Origin of the sequence: Microbacterium ginsengiterrae (assembly GCF_014205075.1) — a bacterium.
GTDB classification, from domain to species: Bacteria; Actinomycetota; Actinomycetes; order Actinomycetales; family Microbacteriaceae; genus Microbacterium; species Microbacterium ginsengiterrae.
In genome coordinates this window covers 1042883-1059922 of sequence record NZ_JACHMU010000001.1, presented here as the reverse complement: position 1 = coordinate 1059922, position 17040 = coordinate 1042883, and the positions used below count along the sequence as shown (strand labels likewise).

Annotated in this window: 18 protein-coding genes; 13 read left to right on the top strand and 5 right to left on the bottom strand. The window is 68.0% G+C overall.

Annotated features, from left to right (window positions below; translation table 11 throughout):
* Positions 1-6: 6 nt before the first annotated feature.
* Positions 7-1407 (bottom strand): MFS transporter, encoded by a 1401-nt coding sequence (locus tag HD600_RS05265; RefSeq protein ID WP_184282040.1) that lies wholly within the window; start codon positions 1405-1407, stop codon positions 7-9.
* 127 nt (positions 1408-1534) lie between these two features.
* Here HD600_RS05265 and HD600_RS05260 point away from each other — a divergent pair, with 127 nt between their 5' ends.
* Positions 1535-2740: an MFS transporter gene (locus tag HD600_RS05260; protein ID WP_184282038.1), complete on the top strand. Its 1206-nt coding sequence runs from the start codon at positions 1535-1537 to the stop codon at positions 2738-2740.
* A 162-nt stretch (positions 2741-2902) separates the two neighbouring features.
* Here HD600_RS05260 and HD600_RS05255 read toward each other — a convergent pair whose 3' ends face one another.
* A complete protein-coding gene (locus tag HD600_RS05255; RefSeq protein ID WP_184282036.1) occupies positions 2903-3508 on the bottom strand; it encodes a PadR family transcriptional regulator in 606 nt (201 codons plus the stop codon).
* A gap of 121 nt (positions 3509-3629) precedes the next feature.
* Between HD600_RS05255 and HD600_RS05250 the strand changes: the two genes are divergently transcribed.
* Both HD600_RS05250 and HD600_RS05245 read left to right on the top strand, forming a co-directional pair.
* A complete protein-coding gene (locus HD600_RS05250; protein ID WP_184282034.1) occupies positions 3630-4745 on the top strand; it encodes an aromatic ring-hydroxylating dioxygenase subunit alpha in 1116 nt (371 codons plus the stop codon).
* 1 nt (position 4746) lies between these two features.
* Positions 4747-5730, top strand: a complete 984-nt coding sequence (locus HD600_RS05245) for a PDR/VanB family oxidoreductase (RefSeq protein ID WP_184282032.1) — start codon at positions 4747-4749, stop codon at positions 5728-5730.
* A gap of 117 nt (positions 5731-5847) precedes the next feature.
* On the opposite strand, the gene HD600_RS05240 is transcribed toward HD600_RS05245, so the two are convergent.
* Complete coding sequence (locus HD600_RS05240) at positions 5848-6726, bottom strand: helix-turn-helix transcriptional regulator (protein WP_184282030.1); 879 nt, start codon at positions 6724-6726, stop codon at positions 5848-5850.
* Positions 6727-6818: 92 nt separating this feature from the next.
* On the opposite strand from HD600_RS05240, the gene HD600_RS05235 reads away from it, so the two are divergent.
* Positions 6819-7280 (top strand): DUF3817 domain-containing protein, encoded by a 462-nt coding sequence (locus HD600_RS05235; RefSeq protein ID WP_144793527.1) that lies wholly within the window; start codon positions 6819-6821, stop codon positions 7278-7280.
* An 8-nt stretch (positions 7281-7288) separates the two neighbouring features.
* Positions 7289-8116: an alpha/beta fold hydrolase gene (locus HD600_RS05230; protein WP_144793525.1), complete on the top strand. Its 828-nt coding sequence runs from the start codon at positions 7289-7291 to the stop codon at positions 8114-8116.
* A 41-nt stretch (positions 8117-8157) separates the two neighbouring features.
* On the opposite strand, the gene HD600_RS05225 is transcribed toward HD600_RS05230, so the two are convergent.
* Positions 8158-8829 carry a hypothetical protein gene (locus HD600_RS05225; RefSeq protein WP_184282028.1) on the bottom strand — a complete coding sequence of 224 codons (672 nt, stop codon included), beginning with the start codon at positions 8827-8829 and terminating at the stop codon, positions 8158-8160.
* Between the two features lie 174 nt (positions 8830-9003).
* Between HD600_RS05225 and dnaK the strand changes: the two genes are divergently transcribed.
* From dnaK to HD600_RS05205, 4 genes are read left to right on the top strand one after another with little or no spacing between them, the layout of a single operon-like run.
* Complete coding sequence (gene dnaK / locus HD600_RS05220; protein WP_184282025.1) at positions 9004-10860, top strand: molecular chaperone DnaK; 1857 nt, start codon at positions 9004-9006, stop codon at positions 10858-10860.
* A 2-nt stretch (positions 10861-10862) separates the two neighbouring features.
* Complete coding sequence (locus tag HD600_RS05215) at positions 10863-11504, top strand: nucleotide exchange factor GrpE (protein ID WP_184282023.1); 642 nt, start codon at positions 10863-10865, stop codon at positions 11502-11504.
* Positions 11505-11515: 11 nt separating this feature from the next.
* Positions 11516-12499 carry a DnaJ C-terminal domain-containing protein gene (locus HD600_RS05210; RefSeq protein ID WP_144793514.1) on the top strand — a complete coding sequence of 328 codons (984 nt, stop codon included), beginning with the start codon at positions 11516-11518 and terminating at the stop codon, positions 12497-12499.
* A gap of 27 nt (positions 12500-12526) precedes the next feature.
* On the top strand, positions 12527-12955 hold the full coding sequence (locus HD600_RS05205) for a heat shock protein transcriptional repressor HspR (protein WP_144795006.1): 429 nt from the start codon (positions 12527-12529) through the stop codon (positions 12953-12955).
* A 75-nt stretch (positions 12956-13030) separates the two neighbouring features.
* Here the strand turns inward: HD600_RS05205 and HD600_RS05200 are convergent, their stop codons facing one another.
* Positions 13031-14326 carry a cytochrome P450 gene (locus HD600_RS05200; RefSeq protein ID WP_184282021.1) on the bottom strand — a complete coding sequence of 432 codons (1296 nt, stop codon included), beginning with the start codon at positions 14324-14326 and terminating at the stop codon, positions 13031-13033.
* 195 nt (positions 14327-14521) lie between these two features.
* Between HD600_RS05200 and HD600_RS05195 the strand changes: the two genes are divergently transcribed.
* From HD600_RS05195 to HD600_RS05180, 4 genes are all read left to right on the top strand, one after another.
* Positions 14522-14710, top strand: a complete 189-nt coding sequence (locus HD600_RS05195) for a hypothetical protein (protein ID WP_241731625.1) — start codon at positions 14522-14524, stop codon at positions 14708-14710.
* Positions 14695-15411, top strand: coding sequence for a type 2 periplasmic-binding domain-containing protein (locus tag HD600_RS05190; protein ID WP_241731624.1), 717 nt, complete (start codon positions 14695-14697; stop codon positions 15409-15411). Before HD600_RS05195 ends, HD600_RS05190 begins: the two co-directional genes overlap by 16 nt.
* A 115-nt stretch (positions 15412-15526) precedes the next feature.
* Positions 15527-16216: an FCD domain-containing protein gene (locus HD600_RS15160; RefSeq protein WP_184282019.1), complete on the top strand. Its 690-nt coding sequence runs from the start codon at positions 15527-15529 to the stop codon at positions 16214-16216.
* On the top strand, positions 16180-16971 hold the full coding sequence (locus HD600_RS05180; protein WP_184282017.1) for an aldolase/citrate lyase family protein: 792 nt from the start codon (positions 16180-16182) through the stop codon (positions 16969-16971). Before HD600_RS15160 ends, HD600_RS05180 begins: the two co-directional genes overlap by 37 nt.
* Positions 16972-17040: the final 69 nt, after the last annotated feature.

Sequence of the window (17040 nt, the reverse complement as noted above, 5' to 3'; positions counted from 1 at the left end):
CGGGTCCTACTCGATGTCCGCCTGCTTCGCCTTGACCGGCAGCATCAGCAGCAGGCCGGCGAGGAGGATGAGCACGATCCCGAGAATGCCGAGCCGCGTGTCGCCGGTGATGCCGACGAACAGCGCGAACAGGCCTGGTGCGAGGAACGAGACCGCCCGGCCGGTCGTGGCGTAGAGGCCGAAGATCTCTCCCTCCCGACCCGGAGGGGTGATCCTCGCGAGCATGGAGCGGCTCGCCGACTGCACGGGCCCGACGAACATGCACAGGATGAGGCCGGCGATCCAGAAGCCGAGCTGACCGTCCCCGATGAAGAGCACGGCGGTGCCGGCCACGACGAGCCCGATCAGCGAGAACATGATCACGCGCTTCGGGCCGAAGGCGTCGTCGAGACGTCCGGCGAGCATGGTGCTGATGCCGGCGACGACGTTCGCGCCGACGGCGAAGTAGAGCACCTCGGTGCTCGAGAATCCGAACACCTGGGCGGCGATGATCGCACCGAACGTGAAGACGCCGGCGAGGCCGTCGCGGAACACCGCACTCGCCAGCAGGAACATCAGCACCTGCCGGTTGCCGCGCCACAGCTTCGCGATCGTCCCGCCCAGGATCGCGTACGAGCGGAAGAAGCCCACCCTGTTCTGGCGCTCGCGCGCCGGGATCTCCGGGACCCGCAGCAGCACGGGGATCGCGAACACTCCGAACCACACGGCCGAGGCGAGGACGGCGAGTCGGATGTGCAGACCCCCGTCGGTCGTGACGCCGAGCGGACCGGGATTCGACGCCAGGCCGATGAAGCCGACGAGCAGGATGAGGAGGAGCACGATCCCGCCGACGTAGCCCATTCCCCAGCCGAACCCGGACACCCGCCCCATCGTCTCCTTGGTGGAGACCTGTACGAGCATGGCGTTGTAGTTCACACTCGCGAACTCGAAGAAGACGTTGCCGACCGCGAGCAGTGTGGCCCCGAGGATGAGGTACTGCGGCGCCCCGACCACGAACACCATCGCTGCCATCGCCAGGACGACGAGACCGGTGTTGATGCCCAACCACAGCTTGCGGCGCCCCGAACCGTCCGACCGCTGCCCCAGCACCGGAGCGAGCACGGCGATGAGGACCCCCGCGATCGTCAGCGCCCAGCCGATGAGGCTCGCGTTCGATGCGAGGGCTGCGACGAGTTCTGGATCCCTCTTGTCACCGTTCGCGGCGGCGACGATGTCCGGATCAACGAACAGCTGACTGGCGAGGAAGGTGCTGAACACGAAGGTGGTGACGACGGCGTTGAACGCGGCCGAGCCCCAGTCCCACAGAGCCCACGCGAGGACGCCGCGCTTTCGCGCATCCGGTTCGGCGCCACCGCGCCCTGCGGGCCCGGAGTCGGGTCCGGGTGATGAAGGTGCAGAGGCGCTCATCCTCGAAGTCTGGCGTCATCCCTCTGGTTCCTGGCGCCACGACACGCCCGGCCGAGCGCGGACGAATGGTCGGATGTGGCGGACGGGCGATCGGGCGCGGCATCCTTGCGACTGCGAACGTGGAAACATGACAACGACTGCGCCGATCCCCGTCACGGACACGTCTCCCGCCGAGCGCATCAGGTATGGCGCTCTCATCGTCATGATGATGCTGAGTTTCCTGCTCGTCACGGCGGAGTTCCTCCCGAACGGCATGCTCACCGAGATGGCCGACGGGCTCGGGATCACGCCGGGGCAGGCCGGGCAGACGGTGACGGTGACGGCGCTCGTCGGGTTCATCGTGGCGCCCACCGTCGGCATCGTGTTCCCGCGGCTCGACCGCCGCACCCTGCTGGTGTGGATGGCGATCGCCGCCGCGGCGTCCAACCTCATCGTCGCGATCGCGCCGAATCTCGTCATCATCCTCCTCGCGCGCTTCCTGCTCGGTGCGGCGTTGAGCACCTTCTGGTCGATGTCGATCACGGTCGCCGTGCGGATCGCAGGGCCGGAGCGACTCGGGCGCGCGGTGATGTTCACCTCGGCGGGTGGTTCGCTGGCAACCGTCGCCGGAGTGCCCCTCGGGGTCATCCTCAGCGAGGCGATGGACTGGCGTGCGGTGTTCGCCGTGGCCGGGATCGCCACGGGCCTGCTGTCGGTCGCATTGCGCCTGCTCCTTCCGCGGGTGCCCGCGGCGCAGGTGTCGAGCTTCCGCCTCCTCGCGGACACGATCCGCAGGCCAGGGGTCGGGCTCGGCCTCGTGGGGCACGTGCTGGTCGTCGTCGGTCACTTCCTCGCGTACACGTACATCCGCCTCGCCCTGGAACGCCTGCCCGAGGTCGATGCGCCGACGATCATCGTCCTGTTGGCGATCTTCGGTGTCGGCGGTCTCGCGGGCAACCTCATCATCGGGCTGATCATCGATCGTTCGTTCCGATTCTTCGCGGTGCTCGCGCCTGCCGTGATCGCCGTCACCGTCGCCGCGACGATCCTGCTGTCCGGTTCGGTGTGGGCTGTCGGCGCCGCCGTGTTCGTGTGGGGCTTCTTCTTCGCCTCGTGGCTGATCGTCGTGAACACCTGGGTCGGCCACCGGACGCCCGATCGGCTGGAGGCGGGCGGAAGCCTCGTCGTCGTCGGGTTCCAGGGAGCCATCATGCTCGCGGCCGGCCTCGGCGGGCTCCTGGTGGACGGTGTGGGTGTCGAGGTCGCCTACGGCATCGGCGTCGCAGCCCTGGTCGCCGGGGCGGTGCTGTTCGGGCTCTCGAACCGCACGCTCGCACACTCGACCGTGCGCTGAGGGTGCCGGACCGCGTTCCTCGAGCCCGCGCTCACGCCGTGAAGGCGGTTCGGCGCGGAGAACATCTATCCCGACGAAGTCCGGCAGCTCATCCTGGAGCGGCCAGAGATTGAGTCGTCCGCGGCGAGTGGCAAGGTGCGAAGACGGATCTGCGCGGGAAGCTCACCCTGCGGTGACCGGTGCTTCCTCCCCGGCGAGCCGGTTGAGGAGCTGCAGTCCCTGCTCCGCCCATCGGATCTCCGCCTCGGCGCGCTGCGCGAGGCCTTCGTAGGCGAAGACCTTGAACGCCACGGCGCGTTCGCGCTCCTGCTCCGGGATCGCGGCGAGGCGTCGCTGGACCATCGGGTGCTCGCCGGAGCGGATGCGGGCGATCTCATCGCGCCAACGTCGCAGCAGTTCTCGGTGATGGCGGGCATGGGCGGTGAGGAAGTCCCGCGCCGCGTCGTCAGAGGCCGATTCGAGATAGGCGGCGCGCAGGTGGGCGGGGTCCCGCACACGCGAGTACTCCATGGGGGCGTTCGCCCACGCGAAGAAGTCTTCGCCGCCCCGGTCGGTGACGTGATACACGCGACGCCGTCCTCGCTGCCCGCGCGTCTGTTCCTCGCCGGTGATGAGACCGTCGGACTCCATGCGCTTCAACTCGGGATAGATCTGCGAGTCCGGTGCGTGCCAGACGTGCCCGACGGACTCGGCGAAGAGCTTCTGCAACTCGTATCCCGAGAGCGGGCCGACCCGCAGCAGGGCGAGCAGCGCGTACCTCAGTGACATCCGACCTCCGTCATCTCGAGGACGTTACCAGCCCGGTGCGGATGCTTGCGCTCGACGATGGCGCCCCATACGATGAATTTACCTATCGACATAGGTAAATCAACGGCACGAGGGAGTGGCGATGGCTGAGACCACGACGGCGAAGATCTTCGACTACCCGCGCAACGCCTGGTACGTCGCGGCATGGGACCACGAGGTGACCCGTAAGCCGCTCGCGCGCACGGTGGCCGGTCGCCCCCTGGCCCTCTACCGGACGGAGAGCGGTGATCCGGTCGCGCTCGCCGATGCCTGCTGGCACCGGCTTGCGCCGCTGTCGATGGGGAAGATCATCGGTGACGACCTGCAGTGCCCGTATCACGGCCTGCGGTACAACCCCGCCGGTCGATGCACCGCCATGCCCGCCCAGGAGACGATCAACCCGAGCGCGACGGTGGCGTCCTTTCCCGTCGTCGATCGCTACCGGTACGTGTGGGTGTGGGTGGGCGAACCGGCGCTCGCAGACCCGTCGACGATCCCCGACATGCACCAGATGACCGATCCGGAGTGGACCGGCGACGGCGAGCTCATCCACGCGGAGTGCAACTACCAGCTCGTCCTCGACAACCTGATGGACCTCACGCACGAGGAGTTCGTGCACACGTCGAGCATCGGTCAAGCGGAGCTCAGCGAATCGGAGTTCGTCACGACCCACACCGACGGCACCGTCACGGTCGAACGGTGGATGCTGGACATCGAGCCGCCGCCCTTCTGGCTCAAGAACATGCGCGACAAGTTCCCCGGCTTCTCCGGTCGTGTCGACCGCTGGCAGATCATCCACTTCGAGTCCCCGTCGACGATCTGCCTCGATGTCGGCGTCGCCGCAGCGGGCACGGGCGCGCGCGAGGGGGATCGGTCGCACGGCGTCAACGGGTACGTGATGAACACGATCACTCCGGAGACGGACCGGACCTGCCATTACTTCTGGTCGTTCCAGCGCAACTACCGTCTGGAGAGCCAGCTCATCACCACCCAGCTGCGCAACGGGGTGCACGGCGTCTTCAGCGAGGACGAGCGCATGCTCAAGGCACAGCAGGAGGCCATCGACGCCAATCCGGACTACGAGTTCTACAGCCTCAACATCGACGCCGGCGGCATGTGGGTCCGCCGGCTCCTGGAGCGGATGCTGGCGACAGAAGGTCGTTCGGCCGTCGCACCGCCCCCGGCGGAGCGGCAACTCGCCGCCGCGAGCGGCCGCTGAGATGGCGACGTCGCACACCCTCGCGTGGCAGTTCGCCACTGTCGTCGAGTGCGCGCCGGTCACCGACCGGATCCGGCGGATCGTACTGGCGCCGGACGACCCGCAGCGCATCGACCCCGGTGCCCATGTGGAGGTCCGGATGCGCATCGGCGCGGAACCGACCACTCGCTCCTATTCGATCGCCGAGGTCGCCGACGACGGATCCTTCGCCCTCTGCATCCATCGCAGCGATGTGTCGCGCGGTGGCGCGGCTGTCATGCATGCGCTGCGCCCCGGCGACCGGGTCGAGGCTACCCACCCGCTGCAGGACTTCCCCTTCAGCTACGGCGGGCGCAGCTACGCGTTCCTGGCCGGTGGGGTCGGCATCACCGCGCTGCGCGGGATGATGACCGCCGCGCGCACGACGGGGAAGGACTACCGCATCGCGTACTGCGGCCGGAGCCGGACGCAGATGGCCTATCTCGACGCGCTGACCGCCGAGCACGGCGATCGGTTGCAGGCGCATGTGCGGGACGAGGGGACATCGATCGACGTGAGGGCTTTCGTCGCCGCCCTCGAAGACGATGTCGAGCTCTACATGTGCGGCCCCATCCGGCTGATGGACGCCGTGCGGCGGGCATGGGACGATGCTGGCAGGCCGCCAGCCAACCTGAGGTTCGAGACATTCGGGAACAGCGGCTGGTTCCAGCCCGAGCCCTTCCTGGTGCGGATTCCCGCGAGCGGGATCGAGTGCGTCGTCTCACCCACCCAGACGCTGTTGGAAGCACTCGAGGGCGCCGGCGCGGACGCCATGTTCGACTGCCGCAAGGGCGAGTGCGGCATCTGCGAAGCGCGGGTGGTGGGGCTCGACGGGGACATCGACCACCGCGACGTCTTCTACAGCGAGCGCCAGCGGGATGCGAAGTCGAAGCTCTGCCCCTGCGTGTCCAGGGTCCGTGCGTCGGGCGGCGCCGAGATGGCGACGGTCGAGCTCGAACTGTCCTGAGGGCCGCACTAACCGGTCGTTGGGCTACGGCATCGGGGGAGGTTGCGTCGGCTGCCGCGCTTCGGCGTGCCAATTCGCCGCGGCGAGTGTCACGCGTGTGGCGGTGGCGGCGCACCTCTAGACGAGAACGGCTTCCCGGCGGGTGCGCCACCGAGACGGTGGCGCACCGGTCGCCCGGCGGAACGCCCGGCTGAACCCCTCATCCGAGCCGTAGCCCAGGCTGCGTGAGGTGTCGGAGACGGAGCGGCCAGCATCCAGCATCCGCTTGGCCGCCTCCATCCGCACCTCCGTCACGTACCCGGCGGGGGAGCGCCCGATGACGGCGTGGAATCGTTCGGCGAACACCGAGCGGGACAGTGCTGCGACGGAGGCCATCTCCTCCACGGTCCACGCATGGCCGGGGTCGTCACGGACGGCGGCGACGACGCGATCGAGGAAAGGGTCGCCGGTGCGTGAGGGCCAGCCCTCCGGCGCGCAGCCCGCCACCGTCCACGCGCGCACCATGGCCTGCAGCAGCATCGTCGCCATCATCCGGCAGATGACGGGGTCGCCGTATCTGCTCGCCGCGGTCGTCGGCTGGATGCCCATGTGATGGGCGAGGGCGGCGACGCCCGGCTCGAGGTCATCGAACCGGCGGACCCACGCCGCGGCGGGCAGCAGGTCGTTCAGGTGCGCGGCATCGTCATTCAGGGCGAGATTGGTCACGAGTACGCCGGCGCCCGCCCGCACCTGCAGGCTGATCGCGCGGTGACCCGAGGTGAGCACGGCGTCCCCGGCGCTCACGATATCCGGGAGTCCGGCGTCGCGGGGAAGGCGGGCCTCGCCCGACAGCATGTAGATCAAGGCGATGCCACCGGGTTCGAGCACGATCGCCTGATCGTCCGAGGCCAGGATTCGATGCTGTGAGCGGATGCTGACGGAGAGCTCCTCGAGGAGACGCTCCAGCGCGTCCGCACGGTCTCGGCGCTCCGGCGCCGGCGTCACGACAAGACTCATGTCCGTGCGAACAGGTCGCGAGGACCGGCTATTCCGGGAATCGCTCCGCGGCGTTCGCGTACGGTGGAGGAGTGACCCGAACAAGGAGCGGGATGTTCCGCACCCCCTACAGCCTCTATCGAGTGCTCGCGATCGCCGAGGCCATCACCTGGACCATACTGATCGCCGCTCTCATCGCCCGCGCCGTCGGCGCGCCCGCCCTACTGGTGACCGTCGGCGGCTCCATCCACGGGTTCGTGTTCCTCTCCTACGGAGCGACGGCGATCCTCGTCGCCTTCAACCAGCGCTGGTCCATCGGCGTCGGCATCCTCGCCGTCGCCAGTGCGATCGTCCCGTACGCGACCATCCCGATGGAGATCTGGCTGAAGCGCACGGGGCGTCTGACCGGCGAGTGGCGACTGGAGGCGAGCGAGCACCCGCAGGACCGCACCTGGTACGACCGGCTCATGCGGTGGTTCCTGAACCATGCTGCGCTGCTGGTCGTCCTGATCGTCGTCGCCGTCGTCGCCCTCTACGTGATCCTGCTCCTGATCGGTCCTCCCGGCGGGAAGTGAGCGGGCGGATGTCGACTCGAGCACTGCGTGAGCGATTCGAATGGCGCGGCCGGTCCGTCGCCTGGGACCGTTTCGGGTCCGGTCCTCCTCTGGTGCTTCTGCACGGAACGCCGTGGTCTTCAGCGCTGTGGCGCCCGCTCGCCGATGCGCTCGCGGCTCGCTTCACCGTCCACCTGTGGGACATGCCGGGCTACGGGCAGTCGTCCATGGACCCCGCGCACGCGGTGGATCTCGGACAGCAGGGCGAGCTGTTCGCCGCGCTGCTCTCGGCATGGGGCCTCGATCGTCCGCACGTCGTCGCACACGACTTCGGTGGTGCCGTCGCCCTGCGCGCCCGGACGCTGCACGGAGCGCGATACCGATCGCTGTGCCTTGTCGACGTGGTCGCTCTCAGCCCATGGGGATCGCCGTTCTTCGAGCTCGTCCGCCAGCACGCCGATGTGTTCGCTCAGATGCCGCCGCACGTCCATCGCGGGGCGATCGAGGCGTACATCCGCGGTGCCAGTCACCGTGGGCTGCGTGACGACGAGTTGGCGACGCTCGTCGAACCGTGGAGCAATGAGGCCGGTCAGGCGGCGTTTTATCGGCAGATCGCGCAGGCCGACGAGCGCTTCACGGACGAGATCGAATCTCTGTATCCGGTGATCGATGAGCCCACCCATGTCATCTGGGGCGCAGAGGACACGTGGATCCCGGTGGATCGCGCGCATCGTCTGCGCGCCACGTTGCCCGCAGCGTCGCTGTCGGTGATCGAGGAGGCGGGACATCTCATCCAGCTCGATGCGCCGGTTGCGCTCGCCGTCGAGGTCGCCGGTTGGCTCGACCGTCAATCCTGATCGGTCCTCCCGGCGGGAAGTGAGCGATCCCCGGTCGTCGCTCAGTACGCGATGATCGGGTTCTTGTCGACGACCTCGGCGAACACGGCCTCGACGTCGCCTCCCGTACAGTCGAGGAGGAGATAGACCCCGATGCCGGTCGCAGTGAACGCCCGCGCCGCCATGATCCAGTTGCGGTCGTCCTGTCCGCTCGCGAGCCGGCGGTGGTCGACGTCGGCGTTGCCGCCCACCTGATAACTGAACGTGCCGTCCGACGCGTGTGCCGTCACCGTGGCGGGGTCGGTCTGCAGAAGCGTGGCGAGGATGGCATCCGAGGACGCGCTGTCGTCACCAGGGACCGTGTCGACGTCCCCGGTGAAGCCCTGCCAGAACTGGGCGGTGCAGGTGCCGTCGACGGTGCCGTGCGTCCAACTGCCGTTGCCGTCGTCGGGGGAGGTGATCTCCCAGCCGTCGTCCGCCATGAGGCTGTCGCCCCATTCGATGTACGCAGAGGCGGGAAGGGCGGTGCCGGCGTCGAATGTCAGGGCTGAAGGAACGCCGGACTCCGCGCCCTCCGGCTCCGCCGTCTCCTGCGGCGCGCTCGATGAGGGGCGTGGTGCCTCGTCGGCCGGGATCGCGGAGTACACGCATCCGCTCAGGGTCAGCGCGAGAGCGCCGACGCAGGCGACGGTCACGGTGCGGGCGAGGGGCGACGTCGCGGCGGAGCGGTTCATCCGGTCAGCCTAGACCGGCCGTGCCGGGGGAGCGTCCGAACCAAACTTGAGTCGAGGCACATCAAGTTCATTTGACAGCATTGGATGCGCCGCAGTACAGTTGAGCCATCGCGGCTCAGGTTTTCGAGTCGCCCCCGACTTCAACCACGTACTTCCAATCAGAAGGAGAATCGCATGGCACGTGCTGTAGGAATCGACCTCGGAACCACGAACTCCGTCGTCAGCGTCCTCGAGGGTGGCGAGCCCAAGGTCATCGCCAACGCTGAAGGCTTCCGCACCACCCCGTCGGTGGTCGCGTACACCAAGGACGGCGAGGTGCTCGTCGGTGAGACCGCCAAGCGCCAGGCCGTCACGAACGTCGACCGCACCGTCGCATCCGTCAAGCGCCACATGGGCACGGACTGGGGCTTCGACGTCGACGGAAAGAAGTGGACGCCGCAGGAGATCTCGGCCCGCATCCTCCAGAAGCTCAAGCGCGACGCGGAGTCCTACCTCGGTGACACCGTGACCGACGCCGTCATCACCGTCCCCGCGTACTTCAACGACGCCGAGCGTCAGGCCACCAAGGAGGCCGGTGAGATCGCGGGGCTGAACGTCCTCCGCATCATCAACGAGCCGACCGCCGCCGCGCTCGCCTACGGCCTCGACAAGGGCAAGGAGGACGAGCTCATCCTCGTCTTCGACCTCGGTGGTGGAACGTTCGACGTCTCGCTGCTCGAAGTGGGCAAGGACGACGACTTCTCCACGATCCAGGTGCGCTCCACCGCAGGTGACAACCGCCTCGGTGGTGACGACTGGGACCAGCGCCTCGTCGACCACCTCATCAAGCAGTTCAAGGAGACCAGCGGCGTCGACGTCTCCGGCGACAAGATCGCCCTGCAGCGTCTGAAGGAGGCTGCGGAGCAGGCGAAGAAGGAGCTGTCCTCCTCGACGAGCACGAGCATCAACCTGCCGTACCTGTCGCTGACCGAGTCCGGCCCCGTCTCGCTCTCCGAGACGATCACCCGCGCAAAGTTCGAAGACCTCACCAAGGACCTGCTCGACCGCACCAAGAAGCCGTTCGAGGACGTCATCCGCGAGGCCGGCGTCAAGGTCGCCGACATCGACCACGTCGTGCTCGTCGGTGGATCGACCCGTATGCCCGCCGTCGCCGAGCTCGTCAAGCGCGAGACCGGCAAGGAGGCCAACAAGGGTGTGAACCCCGATGAGGTCGTCGCCGTCGGTGCCGCCCTCCAGGCCGGTGTCCTCAAGGGTGAGCGCAAGGACGTCCTGCTCATCGACGTCACCCCGCTCAGCCTCGGCATCGAGACCAAGGGCGGACGGATGACCAAGCTCATCGAGCGCAACACGGCCATCCCGACCAAGCGCAGCGAGACCTTCACCACGGCGGACGACAACCAGCCCTCCGTCGCGATCCAGGTCTTCCAGGGCGAGCGCGAGTTCACCCGCGACAACAAGCCGCTCGGCACCTTCGAGCTCACCGGAATCGCCCCGGCCCCCCGCGGCCTTCCGCAGATCGAGGTCACGTTCGACATCGACGCGAACGGCATCGTGCACGTGTCCGCCAAGGACAAGGGCACCGGCAAGGAGCAGTCGATGACGATCACCGGCGGTTCCTCTCTGTCGAAGGAGGACATCGAGCGCATGGTCCGCGAGGCCGAGGAGAACGCCGCCGAGGACAAGCGCCGCGCCGAGGCACTCGAGCAGCGCAACCAGGCCGAGACCCTGTCGTACTCGATCGAGAAGCTGATCAAGGAGAACGAGGACAAGCTCCCCGCCGAGGTCAAGGACGAGGTCCAGGCCGACGTCGACGCTCTGAAGACGGCTCTGGCCGGCGATGACGACGACGCCGTCAAGACGGCTCTCGACAAGCTGAACGAGTCGCAGACCAAGCTCGGCGAGGCGATCTACGCGCAGTCGCAGGCCGACGCCGCATCCGCACCCGAGGGTGACGCTCCCGCCGGCGACGCCTCCGAGGAGGAGGATGTCGTCGACGCCGAGGTCATCGACGACGAGGACGAGAAGAAGTAACCATGACGGACAAGAACTTCGACGAGAACGCCGGGGTTCCTGAGGGCGAGGGGTCGGATGCCACGGCATCCGGCCCCGCGCCGCAGGATGCCCCCGACACCGGGCAGAACCCCGACTCCACCGAGGCCGCCGCAGCCGAAGGGTCGGACGACGACCTGACGGTCGACGACATCCTCGGTGCAGAGCAGACCGGAGAGGCCGCGGCGGAGGACGCCGTCCTCGCCGACCTCGAGTCGACGCTGCTCAACGACCTCAAGCGCCTGCAGGCGGAGTACGCCAACTACCGCCGCCGCACCGAGGACCAGCGACAGCTCGAGATCGCCCGCGCCAAGGGCGAGGCGGCGAAGGGCCTCCTGCCGGTGCTCGACGACCTCGACCGGGCCGCTCAGCACGGTGACCTCACCGAGGGCACGCCGTTCTTCGCCATCGGCGAGAAGATCCGCTCGGTGGTCGAGCGGCTCGGAGTGGTCGCGTACGGCCAGCCCGGCGAGGAGTTCGACCCTCAGCATCACGAGGCGATCTTCCAGCAGCCGACCCCTGGCTCCGAGAAGTCGACGATCCTCGAGGTGGTCGAGGTCGGCTACCGTCTGGACGATGTCGAACTGCGCCCAGCGAAGGTCGTCGTCGCCGTTCCTGCAGAGTAGGCCGGTGATACATGGCCAGTCAGGATTGGTTCGACAAGGACTTCTACAAGACCATCGGGGTCTCCAAGGACGTCAGCGACGCTGACCTGAAGAAGGCGTATCGCAAGCTCGCTCGCAAGTATCACCCGGACTCCAACCAGGGTGATGCCAAGGCGGAGGCGAAGTTCAAGGAGATCAGCGAGGCGTACTCGGTGCTGTCCGACCCGGAGCAGCGCAAGGAGTACGACGAGATCCGCGCGATGGGTTCCGGCGCCCGCTTCACGGCGGGCGGGTCCGGCGCCGGTGGCTTCGAGGACGTCTTCAGCCGATTCGGTCAGGGCGGCCGAGGCCAGAGTGCCGACTTCGAGGACATCTTCGCGATGTTCAACCAGGGCCAGGGCGGAGGTTTCGGCTCCGGCCGATTCGGTCAGCCGAGCGGCGGGTTCCGCGGCTTCGGCGGCCCCCAGAAGGGTGCCGACGTCACGGCGCGCACCACGCTGGACTTCGCCACCGCCGTGCAGGGTGAGACGATCACGCTGCAGGGCGAGGACGGCAAGCCGTTCAAGGTGAAGATCCCCGCCGGCGTGTCGAACGGGCAGAAGATCCGGCTGCGTGGTCGTGGTCGGCCGTCGCCGGACGGCGGTGAGAACGGCGACATCGTCGTGTCGATCACCGTCCGTCCCCACCCGGTGTTCACCAGGGACGGGCTGAACCTGCGCATCACGGTGCCCGTCACCTTCACCGAGGCGACGCTCGGGGCGACGATCGAGGTGCCGACGCTCGGCGGAGACGTGGTCAAGCTGCGCGTCGCCCCCGGCACGCCCTCCGGGCGCGTCCTGCGGGTGAAGGGCCGAGGGGTCAAGAGCTCGAAGGGCACCGGAGACCTGTTGGTGGAGCTGCAGGTGGCGGTGCCCGCGCATCTCGACGACGCCGCACGCGAGGCGCTGCAGAAGTTCCATGAACTGGAGCCGAAGGAGAACCCGCGCGCCGACCTCATGGCGAAGGCACGGGTCTGATCATGTTGATGAGCGGAGGGGATCACGATGGTCGATGAGGAGGACGCCCCTGTCTTCGCGATCGCCGTGGCCGCCGAGCTCGCTGGTATGCACCCGCAGACGCTGCGGCAGTACGACCGCATCGGGCTCGTCGTCCCCGGCCGCACTCGCGGCGGATCGCGTCGCTATTCGGCGCGCAACATCGAGCAGCTCCGAGAGGTCGCCAGGCTCTCGGCCGACGGCATGAGTCTGCCGGCGATCGCGCGTCTGCTCGATCTGGAGGACGAGGTGCGGATGCTGCGGCGCCGGGTCCTCGACCTCGAGGGTGCGCTGCGCGCCGAGCGGCAGAACCGCCCGGGTGTCCGGGTCTTCGCCGCCGGCGCGACCGGGGTCATCCCTGTCACCGGCGGCCGCCGCGTGCGCCGCTCGACAGAGGTGGTCCTGTGGCGCCCCGGCATCCGCAGCGAGGACGCATAGTCCGCATCGCAGCGACGACATGGAGAACCGTCCTTCCCATTCCGGGGAGGGCGGTTCTTCCGTGTGTCGGCAGTCTCAGTGGAACGGGCAGCGGGATGCCGGCGCGGCCTCGGCCGATCGGACGCGGCCGCCGGATGCCGGTTTGGTCGGCAGGCGACGGCGGTTGACCTCGAGTCCCGAGTCGAGGATCGTGACCCGGGGATCACTCAGTGCCGCCACGGCCGCCGCGAGTCCGGCGATCGCGAGTTTCTCGCCCGGGCAGCGGTGTCCGGTTGCGACATCCGCACCGCCGTGCGGGATGAAGGCGCGGATCGCCTCGTAGTCGTCCACGCCCACGAATCGTTCGGGGTCGAACTCGGACGCGCGCTCCCACGAGCGCTCATCGGTGTTCGTGCCGAGGATGTCCAGCACGACGCGTCCTCCGGCCGACACCTCCTGTCCGTCCAGAGCGACATCGGCGATGGCCTTTCCCGGCAGCATCGGCACGAAGGGCGCGGTGCGGCGGACCTCCTGGGCGAAGGCCGTGGCAAGAGGTCCTTCGACGAGCGAGCCGCGCTCGGTGGTCTCGGCGGCGATGCGGCTGCGCCACTCCGGTCGGTCGTGCAGTTCCTTCGCCGCGAAGGCGACGAAACGGGCGACGGCGATCATCGGTCGCATGCTGTTCTGCAGCTCGATGCCGGCGGTCCGGGCCGGGAGCAGCACGCCGTTGCGATCGCGGTGCCAGGCCCACTCGTGCAGGGCGGTGCCCTCTACGGCCTCGAGGGTGCCGGCACGCACGGCCTCGACGAGTTGCTCCGTGTGCCGGTCGGACCACTTCCTGTTGAGGAGGGCGAGCAGGTACTCGGGTGAATAAGGAACACCGAATCCGTCGACGATCTGCGCGAGCCTCGCGGCCCAACGAGTGCGCGCCGCCCGCGTCCCGGGGGTCCCGGCCCACTGCATGATCGACCTGCCGAACCCGCCGACGGCGGCGTCATATGCGGTCCGTTCCCCGCCGGCGATCCAGTCGTCGAGCTCCGACTGCCACTCGTTCTCCAGCAGGGGCAGCAGGCGCTCGACCTGCCTGTCCTCGTAGGCGACGTCGACGAAGGTCGCCTTGCGGTGCCGATGCGCGCCTCCGTCGAGGCTGTGCACCGAGCCGTGGCCGAACAGCGACTCCTGGATGAACGCGGGCATCGCGCCATGGCGAGCGACGAGGGTGTCGTCGTAGAAGACGTCGACGCCCTCCGAACCACGCACGAAGACCGTGTCGTCGCCGAGGAGTCGCATGGGTGCGGAACGCGCACCGTCCCGCACGCGCTTCCAGATGTGTGCGCCGAAGCCGTATCCGCGCGTCAGGAGCAGGGGAGAGTCGTCAGGAAGGATGCGCATACGTCGATGGTTTCAGGACGGTCCCGGCTGCTCCAGGGGGTGCGGAGAGGGCGGCGATTGTGCTAGCGCGTGCAACTTCTGCCGCCAGGGCCGACCACGCACACAAGTGCCGCGCGCGCAAGCCCCGCTGAGAAGCAGCGCATCGAGTTCTAGCATCCCGATTGCCGGGCTCGGGTGCGCGGTCAGGAGGCTCTGATGGTGACGAAGTCGCGTGTGCGCAGGACAAGAGAGCGCTACAACAAGCGCGAGGCGGTCGCGGGATATCTCTTCATCCTGCCGTGGATCGCCGGCTTCCTGATCTTCACTGCCGGGGCGATGATTTACAGCCTGCGGTCGCGACAGGACAGTCCGGCTTGTGGATCCTTGGGATGGGCGGGCAGCTGAACGACGCCGATGGCGCCCCGACGCTCGACGACCCGAGCAACGTCGCGGGTATCGAGATGCTCAAGCGGATCACCGACGCGCAGGGCGGGTTCGCAGCGGTCAAAAGCTTCACCGACTCGTTCGACACCTTTGGGGACAACAACCAATATGTCGCCGGTCAGGTGGGAGCGCAGGTCAACGCGCAGTGGTATCCGAACGTTCTCGGGCCGTATGCCGATCAGATCGACATCGAAGCCGTGCCGTTCCGTGACGCCGACGGGGAGCCGTTCTCCGTGGCATCCGGCACGGCGTTCGTGATCCCAGTGGGCGCCGCGAACCCCGCGGCGGCCTGTGCGTGGATGATCAACCTCACGTCGGATGACGCGTGGATGGCGGCCGGGGACGCCAGGGCGCAGACGCTCGAGACCGACGGTGGGCTCAACACCGGGCTGTTCACAGGATCTCCAGCGGCGGACCAGGAGATCCGCGAGCAGTTCGTGACCGAGACGGGTGACGCCGGATTCGATCAGGTCATCTCGACGTTCTACGATGTCGTCGACTACGGCCAGTCGTTCGGGTCGTCGCCGGCGGGTCAGGAGATCCAGAACGAGCTGAACAATGCCGTCACGGCGGCACTGCTCGGAGACAAGACGCCGGAAGAGGCGCTCGCCGACGCGCAGGAGGCGGCCATGCGGGCTTACGAGAACGCCACCGCGGGCTGAGATGACCGAAGGGGGGCGCGGCTCCTGCCGTGCTCCCCTTCGCCTGCCGGAGATGGTGCGCTAGTCTGTTTCAACGACTGTTAACTGTAGACAGCATCCAGGGGCGGAGAGCGGCGTGGCCAACAGACTTCAACCGGTGAAGGTGGTGCGCGAAGCGCTCGGCACTCAGGTGGCGAACCACATCCGCGACGCGATCGTCCGTGGCGAGATGCGCGAGGGTGACCGACTCGTCGAGACGGAGCTCGCGGAGTCGCTCAACGTCAGTCGTGGCCCGGTGCGCGACGGCTTCCGCGTGCTCGAGGCGGAGGGGCTCATCGCCAAGCAGGGGCAGGGGTATCTGGTCCAGAGTCTCGATGAGCGCGACATCAACGAGCTCTACTCGTTGCGCAGTGCGCTGGAGTCGCTGGCGATGTCGATGACGATGGCTCTCGAGGAGATGCCTGATCTCGTCGCCCTTCGCGCGGTCGTCGACGCGATGAAGAAGGCGGCGGATGCCGGTGATTCGGACGAGTTCGCGCGCGTCGATGTCATCTTCCACAGCATGTTGTGCGACCTCTCCGGACACCGGAGACTCGCCGCCGTGTGGCGTCAGTACGAGCCCATCACCATGGCTCTGCTTCGGGTGACCGTCCTCGTGGACGACGACCTGCATGAGACCACCGCGCGCCACGCACTGCTGCTCGATCTCATCGAGGGCGGCGACAGCGCTGCCGTGCTCACCGAGCTGGCCGATCATCTCGACGGGTCTCGCGCTCGCATGCTCGAGGCGTGGCGGGCCACCGTCGCAGAGAAGTCCTCGGACTGATGGGCGGGTTCCGGCAGTCCCTCCAGCGCAGGGATCGGATGAGCGGCGCGTGGGTGTTCCTGGATGATCCGATCACGACGCAGGTGATGGCGAGGGCGGGCTTCGACTTCATCACCATCGACCTCCAGCACAGCTATTCCACGATGGCGTCGGCCGCACCGCTCGTCGATGCGGTCCGGCACCAGGGTGCGTCGCCTGTCGTGCGCGTGCCGTGGAACACGCCGGATCTCATCATGCGGTCCCTCGATCTCGGTGCTGAGGCCGTGATCGTTCCGATGGTCAACGACGCCGCTGAGGCCGCGGCGGCGGCGAGTGCCTGTCACTACGCCCCCGGCGGCATCAGGAGTTGGGGGCCGCTCTGGCAGGGGCTTCGCGACGACGTTCCCGACCACGAGCATGGGGACAGCGCTGCGGCGTGCATCGTGATGATCGAGACGGCGGAGGCGTACCGCGACATCGATGCGATCGCCGCCGTGCCGGATGTGGACGCGGTCTACATCGGGCAGAACGACCTCTCGCTCAGCGCAGGGCTCGGGCGTCACACGTTCGCCGAGTCGACGGAGGTGCACACCATGATCGAGCATGTCGTCGAGCGCAGTCACGCGGCAGGAACGGCTGTCGGGCTGGACTGTGCCGGTGGCGACGCAGCGCGCTACTGGTTCGACCGGGGCGTCGACTTCGTCATCGCCGCCAATGACGTCGCTCTCCTCGGTGCCGCCGCGGGCGCGGCGGCACGCGACCTCCGGACCCGCTGATCCACCGACCCCTGGCGCTTCGATTCGTGCGCCCATCGTTCACTGTTGACTGTCAACAGTGAACGATGC

Bases quoted from the DNA above. Each gene is read 5' to 3' on its own strand.
- HD600_RS05265 (WP_184282040.1), bottom strand. From the start codon at position 1,407: ATGAGCGCCTCTGCACCTTCATCACCCGGACCCGACTCCGGGCCCGCA.
- HD600_RS05260 (WP_184282038.1), top strand. From the start codon at position 1,535: ATGACAACGACTGCGCCGATCCCCGTCACGGACACGTCTCCCGCCGAG.
- HD600_RS05255 (WP_184282036.1), bottom strand. From the start codon at position 3,508: ATGTCACTGAGGTACGCGCTGCTCGCCCTGCTGCGGGTCGGCCCGCTC.
- HD600_RS05250 (WP_184282034.1), top strand. From the start codon at position 3,630: ATGGCTGAGACCACGACGGCGAAGATCTTCGACTACCCGCGCAACGCC.
- HD600_RS05245 (WP_184282032.1), top strand. From the start codon at position 4,747: ATGGCGACGTCGCACACCCTCGCGTGGCAGTTCGCCACTGTCGTCGAG.
- HD600_RS05240 (WP_184282030.1), bottom strand. From the start codon at position 6,726: ATGAGTCTTGTCGTGACGCCGGCGCCGGAGCGCCGAGACCGTGCGGAC.
- HD600_RS05235 (WP_144793527.1), top strand. From the start codon at position 6,819: ATGTTCCGCACCCCCTACAGCCTCTATCGAGTGCTCGCGATCGCCGAG.
- HD600_RS05230 (WP_144793525.1), top strand. From the start codon at position 7,289: ATGTCGACTCGAGCACTGCGTGAGCGATTCGAATGGCGCGGCCGGTCC.
- HD600_RS05225 (WP_184282028.1), bottom strand. From the start codon at position 8,829: ATGAACCGCTCCGCCGCGACGTCGCCCCTCGCCCGCACCGTGACCGTC.
- dnaK (WP_184282025.1), top strand. From the start codon at position 9,004: ATGGCACGTGCTGTAGGAATCGACCTCGGAACCACGAACTCCGTCGTC.
- HD600_RS05215 (WP_184282023.1), top strand. From the start codon at position 10,863: ATGACGGACAAGAACTTCGACGAGAACGCCGGGGTTCCTGAGGGCGAG.
- HD600_RS05210 (WP_144793514.1), top strand. From the start codon at position 11,516: ATGGCCAGTCAGGATTGGTTCGACAAGGACTTCTACAAGACCATCGGG.
- HD600_RS05205 (WP_144795006.1), top strand. From the start codon at position 12,527: ATGGTCGATGAGGAGGACGCCCCTGTCTTCGCGATCGCCGTGGCCGCC.
- HD600_RS05200 (WP_184282021.1), bottom strand. From the start codon at position 14,326: ATGCGCATCCTTCCTGACGACTCTCCCCTGCTCCTGACGCGCGGATAC.
- HD600_RS05195 (WP_241731625.1), top strand. From the start codon at position 14,522: ATGGTGACGAAGTCGCGTGTGCGCAGGACAAGAGAGCGCTACAACAAG.
- HD600_RS05190 (WP_241731624.1), top strand. From the start codon at position 14,695: ATGGGCGGGCAGCTGAACGACGCCGATGGCGCCCCGACGCTCGACGAC.